Source organism: Neisseria meningitidis, assembly GCF_022869645.1.
GTDB lineage: Bacteria > Pseudomonadota > Gammaproteobacteria > Burkholderiales > Neisseriaceae > Neisseria > Neisseria meningitidis.
Map to the genome: position 1 here is coordinate 59559 of NZ_CP064367.1, position 15501 is coordinate 75059.

Here is a 15501-nt window from a genome sequence, read left to right on the forward strand (position 1 = left end):
TCAAATCGGTATTCTATCAAAAAAATAACTTATCCGCCTGAAGCCTTGGGAGATAGGGTCAGGTGCGGCTGTTCCAAATAAACTTCGGACTGCATTTCGACCATCCGGCTGGCGGTGCGGGTAAATTCTTCGGCAAAATCGCCTTCCGTATAGATATGGTTGACATCTACCGCGCCGGTGGCACACAGTTTGACCCGGAAATCGTAGAGTACGTCAATCAGCCAAGTCAGCCGCCGCGCCTCCGCCTTTTCTTGCGGTGAGAGTTGTTCCAAACCTGAAATAAAAACCATTTCATAATGTTCGGCCAAATACAGATAGTCGGACTGTGAGCGGGGGCCGAAGCACAGTGCGCGGAAATCAAACCATATGGCACGGCCGGACTCGGCTTTGTGGGGAATCTCCCGACCATGGATGGTGCTGATGCCGGGGTTCAAATCGGTAATGCCTGTCATTTCTTTGAACAGTTTTGCCAGTTTTGCCTCATTTTCTTCATTGGCAGGCGTAAAGAAAATCTCGGCGGGGCGGAGGGTACGCAGTCGGTAGTCTTCACCGCCGTCAACGTTTAAGACGGTCAGGCTGGACTCGATGAGCGCGATTGTGGGAAGAAAACTGCTCCGGTTTTGACCTTGCGGGTAGAGTTCGGAAGGCGCGTAGTTTGAAGTCGCCACCAAAACAACGCCCTCGTTAAGCAGGTTTTCCAGCAGACGGCCTAAAATCATTGCATCCGCAATATCGCTGACATGAAATTCGTCAAAACACAATACGCGGGTTTCTTTGGCAATCTCGGCGGCAACGGATTTCAACGGGTTGCTTTCGCTTTTCAGGGTTTTCAGCCTCTGGTGGATTTCTGCCATAAAGGCATGAAAGTGGACGCGGCGTTTGCGGCGGTAAGGGAGGCAGCCGAAAAAAGCGTCCATCAGAAAGCTTTTGCCGCGTCCGACCCCGCCATAGAAATAAAGCCCTTTGGGGACTTGCGGGGAACGCAAACTCCTGCCTAAAAAACGGTTTCTTTTGCGTTTGAACATCATCAATTCGGTCCAAAGCCGATCGAGGTGTTCGATGGCGGCTGCCTGCGCGTCGTCGCGGATGAAGTTGGGCAGTTGTGAGGCAGCCTGATACCAAGTCAGCGGGCTGTGATTTTCAAACGGCGGGGCTTTAAAAAGTTGGTCTCTATTACTCATATTTAACCTTGTTATACTTCTTGCGGCGGAGAAAGAAAATGCTTACCGTCGGTATTATAAATGATTTCCTTCAAACTTGGCGTTTTCCGTGGAAAAGAATAATGACGCGCACAAGGGGGGGGTATGAGCAAAGGCGGCGTTTCAATATGGTGCAGATATGAGCTCAAATGCCTTTTATAGTAGATTAAATTTAAACCAGTACGGCGTTGCCTCGCCTTGCCGTACTATTTGTACTGTCTGCGGCTTCGTCGCCTTGTCCTGATTTTTGTTAATCCACTATAATCCGTAGAGTCGGCTTCTTCCGGCTCAGACGGCATACGTTTATGCCGGCACTTCTTACCGCCCTCGTGCCGGCTATCCCAAAACTGCTTTGAACACTGAACGCTCTTTGGTTTACTTCAAAAACGCGGCGTGATAAGCAATATGCTCGCCAATAAAACTGGCGATGAAGTAATAGCTGTGATCGTAGCCTTTATGGAAACGCACATCGACCGGCTGGTTTGCCGCACGGCAGGTTTCGATAAAATCTTCGGTACGCAATTGTGTCGGCAAAAACTCATCTTCCAAGCCTTGATCGATGCGCATACCTTGCACTTTATAGCCTTGTTGAATGAGTGAGTTCGCATCATATTGCTGCCATTTTTCACGGTCTTTCCCTAAATAAGCAGTAAAGGCTTTTTCTCCCCACGGCACGAGGCTTGGCGATAAAATAGGCGAAAAGGCAGAAACACTTTGATAACGTTCCTGATTCCGCAGCGCCAATACCAATGCGCCGTGTCCGCCCATTGAATGCCCCATAATGGAACGTTTGCCGTTGGTAGGAAAGTGTTTCTCAATCAGACGGGGCAGCTCGTTCAAAATGTAATCATACATTTGATAATTCGCCGCCCAAGGCTGTTCGGTCGCATTCAAATAAAAGCCTGCACCCTGTCCTAAATCGTAAGCATCATCGTTCGGCACTTGCTCTCCGCGAGGGCTGGTATCGGAGGCCACCACAATTACTTGATGTTCTGCCGCATAACGCTGAAAGCCTGATTTGGTAATGAAATTTTGTTCCGTACACGTCAAGCCGGAAAGCCAATAAATCACACCAAGCGGTCGATTTTCTGGATTATTTGGCAAATAGACGGCAAATTTCATTTCGCATTGCAGCGTTTGGGCATGATGCGCCCAAACTTGTTGCGAACCGCCAAAAATTTGATGTTGTTCAATCAGTTTCATCGCATACCTTAGTAGTGAATAACGGCGCGGATCGATTTACCTTCGTGCATTAAGTCAAAGGCTTTATTGATTTGATCGAGTGTCATTGTGTGGGTTACAAACGGTTCTAACTCAATGTCGCCTTTCATTGAATCTTCCACCATTTTCGGCAGTTCAGAGCGACCTTTCACACCGCCAAATGCTGAACCTTTCCAAACACGACCTGTTACCAACTGGAACGGACGCGTTGAAATTTCTTGTCCTGCACCTGCTACGCCGATGATAATGGATTGACCCCAACCACGATGTGCACTTTCTAATGCTTGACGCATTACGTTTACATTGCCGATACATTCAAAGGTATGGTCAATGCCCCATTTGTTGATGTCTAACAACACATCTTTAATTGGTTTATCGTAATCGTTCGGGTTCAAACAATCCGTTGCACCGAACTGTTTTGCCAACTCAAATTTTGATGGATTGGTATCAATGGCGATAATGCGGCCGGCTTTGGCTTGACGCGCACCTTGCACCACCGCCAAACCAATCGCCCCCAAACCAAACACGGCAACAGAGTCGCCTTCTTGCACTTTTGCCGTATTATGTACCGCACCAATACCTGTGGTAACGCCGCAGCCGAGCAAACATACTTGTTCATGGTTGGCTTCAGGGTTGATTTTCGCCAGTGAAACTTCGGCAACAACGGAGTATTCACTGAAAGTCGAACAGCCCATATAGTGATAAATCGGCTGACCTTGATAAGAAAAACGCGTCGTGCCGTCCGGCATTAAGCCTTTACCTTGTGTATCACGCACTGAGACGCACAAGTTGGTTTTACCTGAACAACAAAACTCACATTCGCCACATTCGGCGGTGTAAAGCGGAATCACGTGATCACCCGGTTTTACGCTTGACACACCTTCGCCCACAGTAACGACCACACCCGCACCTTCGTGTCCAAGCACCACAGGGAATACGCCTTCAGGATCGCTTCCTGATAACGTAAACGCATCAGTATGGCACACGCCAGTGTGGGTATTGCGGATTAACACCTCGCCTTTACGCGGCATTTCTACGTCGATTTCCACAATTTGTAAGGGTTGGTTAGGGGCGAATGCCACCGCCGCACGAGATTTGATGGTTGAATCGGCTTGTTTCATTTCCATTGTCTTTCCTCTTAATTCATTGACAAAGTTGCCTTGCCTGAGCAACATAGCAACAGTTTACACTTTAGAGTTAACTCTAAAGCAAGTGTTTTTTACTGTTTTTGTTTAGAAGGAGGGAAAATGACTTATACTACTGCCAAAGCCGCCGAAAAAATAGGCATCTCCGCCCACACCCTACGTTTTTACGACAAAGAAGGTTTGTTGCCCAATATCGGACGTGATGAATACGGTAACCGCTGTTTTACCGATAACGATTTGCAATGGTTGGGCTTATTGCAATGCTTGAAAAATACGGGAATGAGCTTAAAAGACATCAAACGCTTTGCGGAATGTACCGTCATTGGCGACGATACCATTGAAGAACGCCTTTCCTTGTTTGAAAATCAAATAGAAAATGTGAAGTGTCAAATTGCCGAATTAAAACGCTATTTAGATTTGCTTGAATACAAATTGGCGTTTTACCAAAAAGCGAAAGCATTAGGCTCGGTAAAAGCTGTAAATTTGCCGCAAATTCCTGAAACGGCTTAGTTTTAGTGCAATAAGCAGGATTTTTGTCCTGTTCGTAATAGAAATCAAAAATTTGTTGTTTAAAAAGCGGATTGTAAGCAATGATATAGTGGATTAACAAAAATCAGGACAAGGCGACGAAGCCGCAGACAGTGTAAATAGTACGGAACCGATTCACTTGGTGCTTCAGCACCTTAGAGAATTGTTCTCTTTGAGCTAAGGCGAGGCAACGCCGTACTGGTTTTTGTTAATCCACTATAAAAAAATCCACGCTCTAATCCGTTGCTTGCTTGGCTCAAGGTATTGAAGCAACGGATGAAGTTAAACCACAGAAAAAACGCCGCGTAACAGCGGCGTTTTGATGCTAAGGTTTAATTGGCATTTTCTTTTAAAGCCAAGTCGACCCGCTCGCGCAATTCTTTACCGGGCTTGAAGTGGGGTACATGTTTTTCAGGTACTTCCACACGCTCGCCGGTTTTGGGATTGCGACCGATGCGGGCAGGACGATGGTTCAAATCGAAGCTGCCGAAACCGCGGATTTCGATGCGTTGACCTCGGGCAAGCGATCTAGTCATGGTGTCAACCAAGACTTTTACGCTGTACTCTACGTCTTTTGCCAGAAGATGCGTGCCGTTTTTGGCGGCAAACACTTCTGCCAAACGAACCATTAACTCAGACTTTGTCATGTCTGCAACCTTATTCTTGTTCGCCGGAGAGTTTGGCTTTCAGCAGGTCGCCCAAGCTGGTGGTGCCGGCATTCGCATTGGCGGCGGCATTGACGGAGTTCAGTGCTTCGCGGCTTTCTTTGGCATCTTTGGCTTTAACGGAAAGTTTGATGCTGCGGTTTTTGCGGTCAACGGTAACGATGACGGCTTCAACTTCGTCGCCTTCTTTCAGTTTGGTGGTCAAATCTTCAACGCGGTCGGCTGCAAATTCGGAAGCAGGCAGGTAGCCTTCTACTTCGTCAGACAGGGCGATAACAGCACCTTTGGCGTCAACAGATTTCACGGAACCTTTAACCAAAGAACCTTTGTCGTTCACGCTGATGAAGTTGCCGAACGGATCGCCTTCCAGTTGTTTGATACCCAAGGAGATGCGTTCTTTTTCCACGTCGATTGCCAATACGACGGCTTCGACTTCTTCGCCTTTTTTGTATTTGCGTACGGCTTCTTCGCCGGATTCGGTCCAGGACAGGTCGGACAGGTGAACCAGACCGTCGATGCCGCCGGGCAGGCCGACGAATACGCCGAAATCGGTAATGGATTTAACCGCACCGGAGATTTTGTCGCCTTTGTTGTGGTTGGCGGCAAATTCTTCCCAAGGATTGGCTTGGCATTGTTTCATACCCAAAGAGATACGGCGGCGGCCTTCGTCGATTTCCAAAATCATGACTTCGACTTCGTCGCCCAGTTGTACGACTTTGCTCGGGTGTACGTTTTTGTTGGTCCAGTCCATTTCGGAGACGTGTACCAAACCTTCGATGCCTTGTTCGATTTCGACGAATGCGCCGTAGTCGGTCAGGTTGGATACTTTGCCGAACAGGCGGGTGCCTTGCGGATAACGGCGGGTCAGACCGCTCCAAGGATCTTCGCCCAGTTGTTTCATACCCAAGGAAACGCGTTGTTTTTCTTGGTCGAATTTCAATACTTTGGCTTCAACTTCCTGACCGACTTCCAAGACTTCGCTCGGGTGTTTCACGCGCCGCCATGCCAAATCGGTGATGTGCAACAGACCGTCGATGCCGCCCAAGTCAACGAATGCACCGTAATCGGTAATGTTTTTAACGATGCCTTTGATGACGGAGCCTTCTTGCAGGTTTTCCAGCAGGGCTTTGCGTTCTTCACCCAAAGTGGCTTCCAGAACGGCGCGGCGGGAAACAACGACGTTGTTGCGTTTTTTGTCCAGTTTAATCACTTTGAATTCGATCTCTTTGCCTTCGAAGTGAGAAGTGTCTTTTACAGGACGTACGTCGACCAAAGAACCTGGCAGGAATGCGCGGATGCTGCTAATCATAACGGTCAGGCCGCCTTTGACTTTGCCGTTGATGATGCCGGACAGGATGTTGCCGTTTTCCATGGCTTCTTCCAGGGCAATCCAATCGGCAGCGCGTTTGGCTTTTTCGCGGGACAGTTTGGTTTCGCCGAAGCCGTTTTCGACGGATTCGATGGTAACGGTAACGAAGTCGCCGACTTTAACTTCAATTTCGCCTTGAGCGTTTTTGAATTCAGCTACATCAATCAGGGATTCTGATTTCAGACCTGCGTTTACGGTAACGAAGTTTTGGTCGATTGCCACTACTTCAGCGGTAATCACCTCACCCGGGTTCATTTCTTGCAGGGTAAAGCTTTCTTCCAACAGCTGAGCAAAATTTTCCATAGACATATATAACTCTTTTCGGTACACCGCCAAGGGGTGCGGGGTGGGTTGGTGGATGTCTGCCGTCCTTGGCAGGGCAGACGGGTAAATAAGGTTTCAGACGGCATATGGGGAAATTCATGCTGTCTGAAACGCAATGCGGGCGATTATACCTGAAAATTTAAACTTTACGATACCAATCAAGCACTTTTTTTACAGTTTCTTCTATAGTCAGGCGGCTCGTATCCAAAAGCAGGGCATCGGGTTGTTGTTTCAGGGGGGCAACCTTGCGGTTTCGGTCTGCCTCGTCTCTGGCTTCGATGTCGGACAGGATGCGCTCGAATGCCAAACCTTCGCAGGGGATGCCGATTTGTTTGGCGCGGCGTTCGGCACGGATTTTGGATTCTGCCGTCAGGAAGATTTTAAGTTCGGCTTGGGGGAAGACGACCGATCCGGTGTCCCGTCCGTCGGCGACCAGTCCTTTTTCGGTCAGAAAATCGCGTTGGCGTTGCAGCAGGGAGGCGCGGACTTTAGGCAACTGTGCGACTGCGGATGCGCCCATGCCGATGGCTTCTGTCCGGATGCCGTCTGAAACGTCTTCGCCGCCGAGCAGGATGCGGCTGTCTGAAAATACGGCGGGCAGTTTTTTTGCCAGTTCGGAAACGTTTTCTTCATCGTGCCATCCCACGCCTTGTTTTTGTGCATATAGGGCGGTCAGGCGGTAGAGTGCGCCGGTATCGAGATAATCGTATCCCAATGCGGCGGCAACGCGGGCGGCAACCGTGCCTTTGCCCGATGCGCCCGGGCCGTCGATGGCGATGACTTTTTGTCTGTTCATAAGGGGGATTCCTGATGGTTTGGGGTATGGGTTTTGCCGTCTGAAGGATGTATTTCCCATTGGGGCGGATTCTACCTGTTTTAAAGGACGATTGTCTAAGCAGACGGAACGCCGCCTGCCCGGAAACATCCGACAGAAGTCGGCAAGCCGGTTCGGATTTCGGCGTTGCGGGTATTGTGGCGGGCATCAAGGCAATGCTGTCTGAAAGAGGTATGACCTTCAGACGGCATCGATTGCTGCGGATTAGAACAGGTTGCTGACGAAAATCAGCAGAATCACCAGCGGCACAAGATATTTCACATAAGCAAACCAAATATTGACCGTCGTATGGTTGCCTTTATAAAGCAATTCGTCCTTCGCTTCGTCCTTCATCACAAAACCGGCAAACAGCGCGGAACCGAGCGCGGTCAGCATAAACAAGATGTTGCCGCTGATGTAGTCGAAGGCATCGAAAATATTTTTGCCGAACACGGAACGTCTTTCCACGGACCATAGCTCAGAATGGACGGGATGTTGCCGAAAATGAAGATGGCAGCCAATACAATCGTAATCGCGGCGGTACGGCGGATTTTGGTTTTTTCCTGAATGGTCGTAATCAACACTTCATAAATGGTCAGCGAAGTTGTCAACGCGGCAATCAGGAGCAGCGAGAAGAAAATCACGGCGAACACAGATCCCGCCCACATATGTGAGAACACAATCGGCAAGCTTTGGAACACCAAAGTCGGGCCGGAATCGGGGGCAACGCCGAAGCTGAAGAGCGACGGGAAAATCATAAAGCCCGCAAGTATGGCGATGATGGTATTGGTAATTGCCGTGATAACTGCCGTCTGAACCAGATTTTCGTTTTTATCCAAATAGCTGGACAAGGTAATCATCACGCCGAAACCCAAGCTCAGGGCAAAAAATACCTGCCCCAAAACGAAGACGAACAGTTCGGCGGTAATCTTGCTGAAATCAGGTTTCAGATAGAAAGCAACCCCTTCCATTGCGCCCGGAAGGGTAACGTTGCGGACGACCATCGCGATTAGGAACAAAAACAGCAGCGGCATCAGCTATTTTGCCGCTTTTTCAATGCCGCCGATAACGCCTTTGACCAAAATCCATTGGTTCACGGCGACAAAAAGCAGCGTATAAAACGCAATTTCCCAAGGGCTGTTTCAATGTGTTCGGCAAAGAAGCCTTTTGTAACCACACCGTCGACGGGGCTGGAAATATTCAAATTTCCTCCAATAATATTAACGATATAGCTGATTACCCAGCCGCCGAGTACCATGTAATAAGCCATGATGCCGAACGCGCCGAGCAGCCCATCCAGCCGACCAGTTTCCAAATTTTGGCAATGGGTTTGCCGTTCATCGGGCCGCCGAACGCATCCAGCGCGTTCACGCCTTTGCGCCGTCCGATGACATTTTCCACCAAAATCATCGGGATGCCGATAACCAGCATCGCGATACAGAATAAAAACACATACGCGCACCACCGTTTTCACCGACCAAATACGGGAAACGCCACGTCGCGCCGAAACCGACAGTCGCGCCGGCAACGGTCAGGATATAGGTTAATCGGCTGGACCAGGTTTGACGATTGGTATTTGAAGGGGAAGACATATTGAAACCGTGTCCGATTGAGATAAAGCGGAAATTCTACACGCGTTTTTTAACAGGAACTGACTGATTGCTTTTCAACTGTCTAGTGATTTTCCATGTAAAAGGCATATATTTCAGTGAGTATTTCTGATGAGTATAACCCGATGAGGAAGAATCGGAGTTTATAAATAGATTAATTTGTTATTCTTCTACATCGGTGTATGGAAATGAAATTTTGTTAATTATATTAATGATAGCATTTAAATAATGATGAAAGAGAGGGAATTTGAAATATAGTGGATTAACAAAAATCAGGACAAGGCGACGAAGCCGCAGACAGTACAAATAGTACGGCAAGGCGAGGCAACGCTGTACTGGTTTAAATTTAATCCACTATAAAAAAACCATCTATACAAGGGGAGAAGTATAGATGGCAAAACACATTACGGGGAAAACGTCTTACTCATAAGCCTGCTTGAACAGGCGTTACTCAGACAAATGGATTATATCGTAAATTGATTTTTTGCGTTAAATTGGGTTAAACCATATATTTAATGAGTATGTGGATGAATATAAATGGAATTCTTGGATGTTATTTCAGAATTTTGGACATTCGATAAATTTCCATTCCCCGGGTTTGAGGTTTTCTGTTTCCAGATGTGCGAATCGCCGGCGATGAAGGTGTTGCACGCGGTTGCCGGCGGCGGCGATCATGCGTTTGACTTGGTGGTATTTTCCTTCGGTAATGGTCAGCAGCAGGGTGGTCGGGTTTTTCAAAACGGCATCGGCGGCACAAACGGTTTCGTTTTCGTCGTGGAGCAGCACGCCGTTTTTCAAGGTTTCGCAGAGCGTTTCTCCTGTGGGGTGTTTGAGCGTTACTTCGTACAGCTTGGGAATTTTTCTGCTCGGCGAAGTCAGGCTGTGGTTCAGTTTGCCGTCGTTGGTAATCAGCAATACGCCGGTCGTATCTGCATCCAGCCTGCCGACCGCCTGCATATCGATGTTCCGCATATTGTCGGGGAACAGGCTGAATACGCTGCGGTAGTGCTTGGGTTTGTGCGAAGTTTCGTAATCTTCAGGCTTGTTGAGCATGATGTAGAAATAGGGTTCGGGAACGACGGTTACTGCTTCCCCGTCAATATCCAACGTTTCGACGGATGAGGAATCGATGTCTGCATCGGTGTCGTCCATGCAGGTTCCGTTGATGAAAACATAACCGCCGGCAATCAGCCATTGGCACTGCTTGCGGCTTCCTATGCCTTGATATTGCAGGTATTTGATAAGTTTCATGATGGTATGGGAAATGTGGGATGAAAAAGACAGGACTGAGAAAGTCCTGTCATGTGCCGTATCCGAATCAGCTTCCAATCAGTTTGACCCTCTGTCCCGGATTGATGGTGTTCAGGTTGGGATTGAGCCGGCGGATGTCGTCGATATGGATATTGAAGCGCGCGGCGATACTTTTGAAGGTGTCGCCTTTGCGCGCGGTGTAGGATACTTTTTCAATACGGGTTTGGGCAGGGGCTGCCTGCGCCAGGCGGAGTACCTGTCCTTTTTGGATGGTGTTGCCTTTGATGTTGTTGGCGACAATCAGGTCGGCTACACTGACGTTGTAGCGTTTGGCAATGTTGAACAGGGTGTCGCCTTCTACAACGCGGTGGATGCTGGCATGGAGCGGGGAGATTTCGGCTTCGCCGTCGGCAGCTTTGGCTACGCGCGTTTCCAAACGTACCCGGCGTTTGCCGTCGGCGGCAACGGTATGTTGCGGAGATGAGGAAATGTTGTGTTCGGCAACTGTGTCAGGCGTGCCGATGACGGCAGAGATGGTTTCTTCAGCCTGTCGGCGCAGGTTGTTTCGGGCAACAAGCTGCATGAGTTCGTCTGCCGCCTGCATGTCGTTTTGGGGGACGATCTGCGCGAGTGTTGCGGTTTGGGTTTCAGACGGCATGGCGGTCTGTTTTTCGGTTTGAGGTTGCGCTGCGGCTGTCGCAAGGGCAGGTTCGGCAATACGGACAAGGGGATCGGGTTCCGTACGGACGGTTTTCTGCGGCAAAGGTGCGACGGTAATGTCCGCTGTCTGTGCGGCGGCGGGTCGGATTCGGGCAATGCCGACGTTCACCGTGCCTGCCGGCATATTGGAACGGTAGGTGTTGGGCGTATTGTCGATGTCGATGGAAACGACGGATTCCGATGCCGTCTGAAGGGTTTTGCCGTTCTTGGCGACAAGGATGCTGCGTCCTGCGTTGACAAGGTTGCCGTTCAGGTTGTTGAGGCGTTTGATGTCGGCAATGCTCATGCCGGTTGCCGTCGAGATGTCGGACAAGCTGGTTTTGGCGGCAGGCGTATAGACTTCCCATGAAAACAGGCTGTCGGGTGCGGCGTTGAGGTAGTTGCTTTGGAAGGTTTGTACGGACGCGACAGGAAGCAGCAGTTTGCGTTTGCTTTTGGGGATGAACGCGGGGACGTTGAATGCGGGGTTTAGGGCGAGCAGCTCGCTTTGCGTGATGCCGGCAAGCCGGGCGATGGCTTCGTTGTCGAGCGGACGGTCCGGTTCGACTGCCTGAAAATACGGTTTGTTGTCTATGTCGCTGATATTCATGCCGAAAGATTGGGGGGCGGCAATGATGTTGCGCACGGCGAGCAGCTTGGGAACATAGTTGCGCGTTTCGTTGGGCATACGCAGGTTTTCGTAGGTCGGTTCGAGCCCTTGGGCGCGGGCGCGGTTGATGGCGCGTCCGACGTTGCCTTCACCCCAGTTGTAGGCGGCAAAGGCGAGCGGCCAGTCGCCGAACAGTCCATAGAGGTATTGCAGATAGTTGAGTGCGGCATCGGTGGCGGCGTAAATGTCGTGCCTGCCGTCGTAAACCGGTGTTTTTTCCAGGCCGTAATGCCTGCCGGTAGCGGGCATGAACTGCCACAGGCCCGATGCGCCGACGTGTGATTTGGCTTTGGTGACGAACGCGCTTTCGATGAAGGGAAGCAGGGCGGCTTCGGCGGGCATATTGCGTTTTTTGACTTCGTTGGCGATATGGTACATATAGGGTCTACTCCGGTTGATGACCCTGTTGAAATAGCTGTGGCTTGCGATGAATTTGCTTTCGTGGCGGCGTACCAGTTCGGGATTGACTTCGCCCATCCGGAAGCCTTGGCGCAGCTCGCTCCACAGGCTGCCGGATTGGAAATATTGTTTTGTCGGTGGCAGGTCGAGTATTGAAGAGTTTAAGCGCATAATCGCCAAACCGATTTGGTGTGATGAGGTGTTTTGGGCGTATAGGAAACCCGGACAAACGGACAGACCTGACGCGGTCAGGGCGATGGTTTTGAGTTTGGACATGATTTATATCGGCGGAATAAACATATTTTATCGTCCGATGGTACTGTTTGACTGAAAAAGCGTCAAGTTTTACAGGAACTTTATGCGGATTCGGAAATGGGCGGCCGATGTGTTTTTTGACAGAAATCCTGTTTGGAATAGAATATCGGCAGGCAATCTGTTTGAAACGGACGCAATATGGATTCATGGTTTGAAGATACGGCGATGGGGCGGTATGTTGCAAAATTGGAACAGGATTTCTTCGGGCGGTATCTGGATTCATACCGTTTTTCGGGAATGTGTGCGGTTCAGGTGGGCGGTCCGTGGCTGAGCCTGTCTGAAGATGTTGTCTGTGTGCCGCGAGATATGTCGATGTCGGCGGAAAATATGGCTTTGGCGGATGTTTCTGCGGATATGCTGCTTTTCCCGCATACTCTGGAAGGCGGTGTTCCTTCGCAAATCCTGTCGGAAGCGCACCGGATATTGAAACCGTCCGGACGTTTGATGCTGACGGGTTTCAATCCGTATTCGCTCTGGGGATTCAGCCGTTGGTTTGACGGCGAACGCCTGCCGGAAAAACGGTTTTGTCTGCCGCTGCCCGAGTTGAAAAGGCAGCTTGCGGATGTCGGTTTCGATATTGAATTTGGGAAATTTATGGTGTATCTGCCGCCCGTTTCGTCGCTCGGGCAAATACGCTTTTGGCGGTTTATGGAAAAGGCGGGCGACCGTTGGTGGCCGCAGTGTGCCGCAGTGTACGGTTTGGTTTTGGTCAAAAGGGCGGCGGGCGTAACGCCCCTGCCCGCGTGGGACGGGTATTTGGGCGGCAAAGCCCTTGCGGCGGGTGCGGCAAGGATTGCGGATTAGGGACAGCCGTCTTTCAGACGGCATCTGTCAGAAGAAATGTCGGGAGGGGTTATGCCGGAATTGCCGGAAGTGGAAACGACGTTGCGCGGCATCGCGCCGCATATTGAAGGGAAAACGGTGGAAGCCGTGGTATTGCGCCAATTGAAGCTGCGCTGGCAGATCAATCCCGATTTGGGGGAGATTTTGTCCGGTCGGCAGGTTTTGTCCTGCGGCAGGCGTGCCAAATATCTGATTGTCCGTTTCCAAACGGGGATTTTGCTGATTCACTTGGGGATGTCGGGCAGTTTGCGGATTTTTACGCCGTCGGACGGACGTATCGGCAGGTCGGACAGACACGATCACGTCGATATTGTGTTTTCAGACGGCACGGTCATGCGTTACCGCGATCCGAGAAAGTTCGGCGCGATACTTTGGTATGAGGGAATCGAAGAACATCATCCGCTGTTGGAAAAACTGGGGCCGGAGCCTTTGTCGGAGGCATTTTGCACGGATTATCTGTATGTGAGGCTGAAGGCGCAGAAGCGCGCGGTCAAACTTGCCCTGATGGACAATGCGGTCGTGGTCGGTGTGGGCAATATTTATGCCAATGAGAGCCTGTTCAGAGCGGGCATTTCGCCCCACCGTCCTGCCAACCGTCTGAAAAAGAAAGAGTGTGCGCTTTTGGTTGAAACCGTCAAAGCGGTGTTGCGGCGCGCCATTGAAACGGGCGGCAGTACCTTGAGGGATTTTGTGGACAGCGACGGCAAAAGCGGCTACTTCCAACAGGAATATACGGTGTACGGGCGGCACAATCAGCCGTGCCCCCAGTGCGGCGGTTTGGTTGTGAAAGAAACTTTGGGGCAGCGCGGCACGTTTTACTGCCCGAATTGTCAGAAATAGGGCGGAAAACGGTTTCAGACGGCATTTTATCGGTATGCCGTCCGAACGTTTCAACAACAAACACCGATTATCGGGAAAGAATTGTTCATGTCTTCAAATAAAGCTTCATTTTTTACACGTCTGCGCCGCTTGTGCCGCTTGACGGTCTGGCTGTTCAAAACCGGGAAAAACCTGCGCGGTATTGACGGCGGTTGCCCCGAGTCGCGCAATCGGGCGGTAATCGAGTTGGGCAGGGGGGGTTTTGGCGGCTTTGGATATCGGATTGGAGGTGGGCAGACCCGCACCCGAACATCCGAACGGTGTCTTGGTTGCCGCCAACCACGTGTCCTGGCTGGATATTTTCGCGATGAGCGCGGTTTATCCGAGCAGCTTTATCGCCAAGCAGGAAATCAAAAGCTGGCCGGTATTGGGCAAGATGGGGCAGAACGCGGGAACGGTGTTCATCAACCGCAATTCGCGGCGCGACATCGAACCGATTAACCGCGCCGTCTGCGAAACCTTGCAACGCGGTCAAAACGTCAGTTTTTTCCCCGAAGCGCGGACTTCCTCCGGATTGGGGCTTTTGCCGTTCAAAGCCGCGCTGTTCCAATCCGCCATCGATGCGGGGGCAAAGGTTTTGGCGGTCGCGCTGCGTTATTATGACGAAACGGGAAAAAGGACGGCTCGTCCCTCATATGCCGATGTCGGTTTGCCGACCTGCCTGTGGCGCATCGTGTCTATGAAAAAATTGACGATAAAAGTCGATTTCGTTTGCGTGGCGGATGCGGCGGAAAGCGAAGACCGTTATGCTTTAAAAGATAAAATCGAAGAAAGCATCCGTGCCGTTGTCGCCGACGATGCGGATATCGCTGTCTGAAACCGGTTGTCGGAATGTGGCAGTATGATTCGCTTTTGTGGATGTATAGTGGATTAAATTTAAACCAGTACAGCGTTGCCTCGCCTTAGCTCAAAGAGAACGATTCTCTAAGGTGCTGAAGCACCAAGTGAATCGGTTTCGTACTATCTGTACTGTCTGCGGCTTCGTCGCCTTGTCCTGATTTTTGTTAATCCACTATATTAAGGCTGCGGCAACGGGAGGACCTCAAACGAAATGGCGTAAGGATAGTTTGTTGTATTCATAAAATATGCCGTCTGAACCTGTGTTCAGACGGCATATTTTATATGGGATTAACGGCGGAACCTGCTGCCGTCGAAATCATCGAAAGCCTCATAAGCCGCCCGGCATTGGGTTTTCTGTTCCTTATAAGGCAGGGAGCGGAATGCTTTGCGCGCCTTTTTGTTTTCGCGCAATTCCTGCACGTTGCCTTGCGATCGGTACCACGCGGCACGGCGTTCCAAATATTTCCTGCATTCGGGGTGCAGCATCTGCTTGTTTGCCTTGCGGATATGTTTGGTATCGCGGTGGGCGGGTTCTGACGTACCGGCAGCGGCAGTTGTCGATACCAGTCCCAATATTGCAGACAACAGTATGGCAAGCATCTTTTTGACAGATATGACGATCCTTTCAGTTTGTCATTCCTTCCAGTATAGGATGGAAGGATGGAACGGGCAAATTGTCGGCAGTTTCAGACTCATTCAGCCGACAAAACTTGCCGTTTGATATGCGGAT

Annotated in this window: 13 protein-coding genes and 2 pseudogenes; 4 read left to right on the forward strand and 11 right to left on the reverse strand. The window is 50.3% G+C overall.

Annotated features, from left to right (window positions below; translation table 11 throughout):
• Positions 1–29 precede the first annotated feature (29 nt).
• From zapE to IUJ45_RS00270, 3 genes are all read right to left on the reverse strand, one after another.
• A complete protein-coding gene (gene zapE / locus IUJ45_RS00260; RefSeq protein ID WP_002220874.1) occupies positions 30–1181 on the reverse strand; it encodes a cell division protein ZapE in 1152 nt (383 codons plus the stop codon).
• Positions 1182–1574: 393 nt separating this feature from the next.
• Positions 1575–2402 (reverse strand): S-formylglutathione hydrolase, encoded by an 828-nt coding sequence (gene fghA / locus IUJ45_RS00265; RefSeq protein ID WP_002217061.1) that lies wholly within the window; start codon positions 2400–2402, stop codon positions 1575–1577.
• 8 nt (positions 2403–2410) lie between these two features.
• The gene (locus tag IUJ45_RS00270) at positions 2411–3547 is read right to left on the reverse strand and encodes an S-(hydroxymethyl)glutathione dehydrogenase/class III alcohol dehydrogenase (RefSeq protein WP_082308592.1); all 1137 of its coding nucleotides are present in this window, start codon (positions 3545–3547) and stop codon (positions 2411–2413) included.
• A 120-nt stretch (positions 3548–3667) separates the two neighbouring features.
• Here IUJ45_RS00270 and IUJ45_RS00275 point away from each other — a divergent pair, with 120 nt between their 5' ends.
• Complete coding sequence (locus IUJ45_RS00275; RefSeq protein ID WP_002213348.1) at positions 3668–4075, forward strand: MerR family transcriptional regulator; 408 nt, start codon at positions 3668–3670, stop codon at positions 4073–4075.
• A 350-nt stretch (positions 4076–4425) separates the two neighbouring features.
• Here the strand turns inward: IUJ45_RS00275 and IUJ45_RS00280 are convergent, their stop codons facing one another.
• From IUJ45_RS00280 to IUJ45_RS00305, 7 genes and pseudogenes are all read right to left on the reverse strand, one after another.
• Positions 4426–4740, reverse strand: a complete 315-nt coding sequence (locus IUJ45_RS00280) for an integration host factor subunit beta (RefSeq protein WP_002213349.1) — start codon at positions 4738–4740, stop codon at positions 4426–4428.
• Positions 4741–4750: 10 nt separating this feature from the next.
• Positions 4751–6436, reverse strand: coding sequence for a 30S ribosomal protein S1 (gene rpsA / locus IUJ45_RS00285; protein WP_002239753.1), 1686 nt, complete (start codon positions 6434–6436; stop codon positions 4751–4753).
• Between the two features lie 154 nt (positions 6437–6590).
• Positions 6591–7247, reverse strand: coding sequence for a (d)CMP kinase (cmk, locus tag IUJ45_RS00290; RefSeq protein WP_002243579.1), 657 nt, complete (start codon positions 7245–7247; stop codon positions 6591–6593).
• A gap of 95 nt (positions 7248–7342) precedes the next feature.
• Positions 7343–7477 (reverse strand): hypothetical protein, encoded by a 135-nt coding sequence (locus IUJ45_RS10915; RefSeq protein WP_256373242.1) that lies wholly within the window; start codon positions 7475–7477, stop codon positions 7343–7345.
• Between the two features lie 13 nt (positions 7478–7490).
• Positions 7491–8857 (reverse strand): annotated as a pseudogene (locus tag IUJ45_RS00295) (sodium-dependent transporter).
• A gap of 576 nt (positions 8858–9433) precedes the next feature.
• Positions 9434–10126, reverse strand: a complete 693-nt coding sequence (locus IUJ45_RS00300) for a 16S rRNA pseudouridine(516) synthase (RefSeq protein ID WP_002225170.1) — start codon at positions 10124–10126, stop codon at positions 9434–9436.
• Positions 10127–10193: 67 nt separating this feature from the next.
• A complete protein-coding gene (locus tag IUJ45_RS00305) occupies positions 10194–12170 on the reverse strand; it encodes a LysM peptidoglycan-binding domain-containing protein (protein ID WP_002246970.1) in 1977 nt (658 codons plus the stop codon).
• A 177-nt stretch (positions 12171–12347) separates the two neighbouring features.
• On the opposite strand from IUJ45_RS00305, the gene IUJ45_RS00310 reads away from it, so the two are divergent.
• From IUJ45_RS00310 to IUJ45_RS00320, 3 genes and pseudogenes are all read left to right on the forward strand, one after another.
• Entirely contained in the window at positions 12348–13013 is a 666-nt protein-coding gene (locus IUJ45_RS00310; RefSeq protein ID WP_002213370.1) for a class I SAM-dependent methyltransferase, read from the forward strand.
• Between the two features lie 51 nt (positions 13014–13064).
• The gene (gene mutM, locus IUJ45_RS00315) at positions 13065–13892 is read left to right on the forward strand and encodes a DNA-formamidopyrimidine glycosylase (RefSeq protein ID WP_002245999.1); all 828 of its coding nucleotides are present in this window, start codon (positions 13065–13067) and stop codon (positions 13890–13892) included.
• Between the two features lie 87 nt (positions 13893–13979).
• Positions 13980–14748: pseudogene (locus IUJ45_RS00320) on the forward strand (1-acylglycerol-3-phosphate O-acyltransferase).
• A 311-nt stretch (positions 14749–15059) separates the two neighbouring features.
• Here IUJ45_RS00320 and IUJ45_RS00325 read toward each other — a convergent pair.
• Positions 15060–15371, reverse strand: a complete 312-nt coding sequence (locus IUJ45_RS00325) for a hypothetical protein (protein WP_002237051.1) — start codon at positions 15369–15371, stop codon at positions 15060–15062.
• Positions 15372–15501 lie beyond the last annotated feature (130 nt).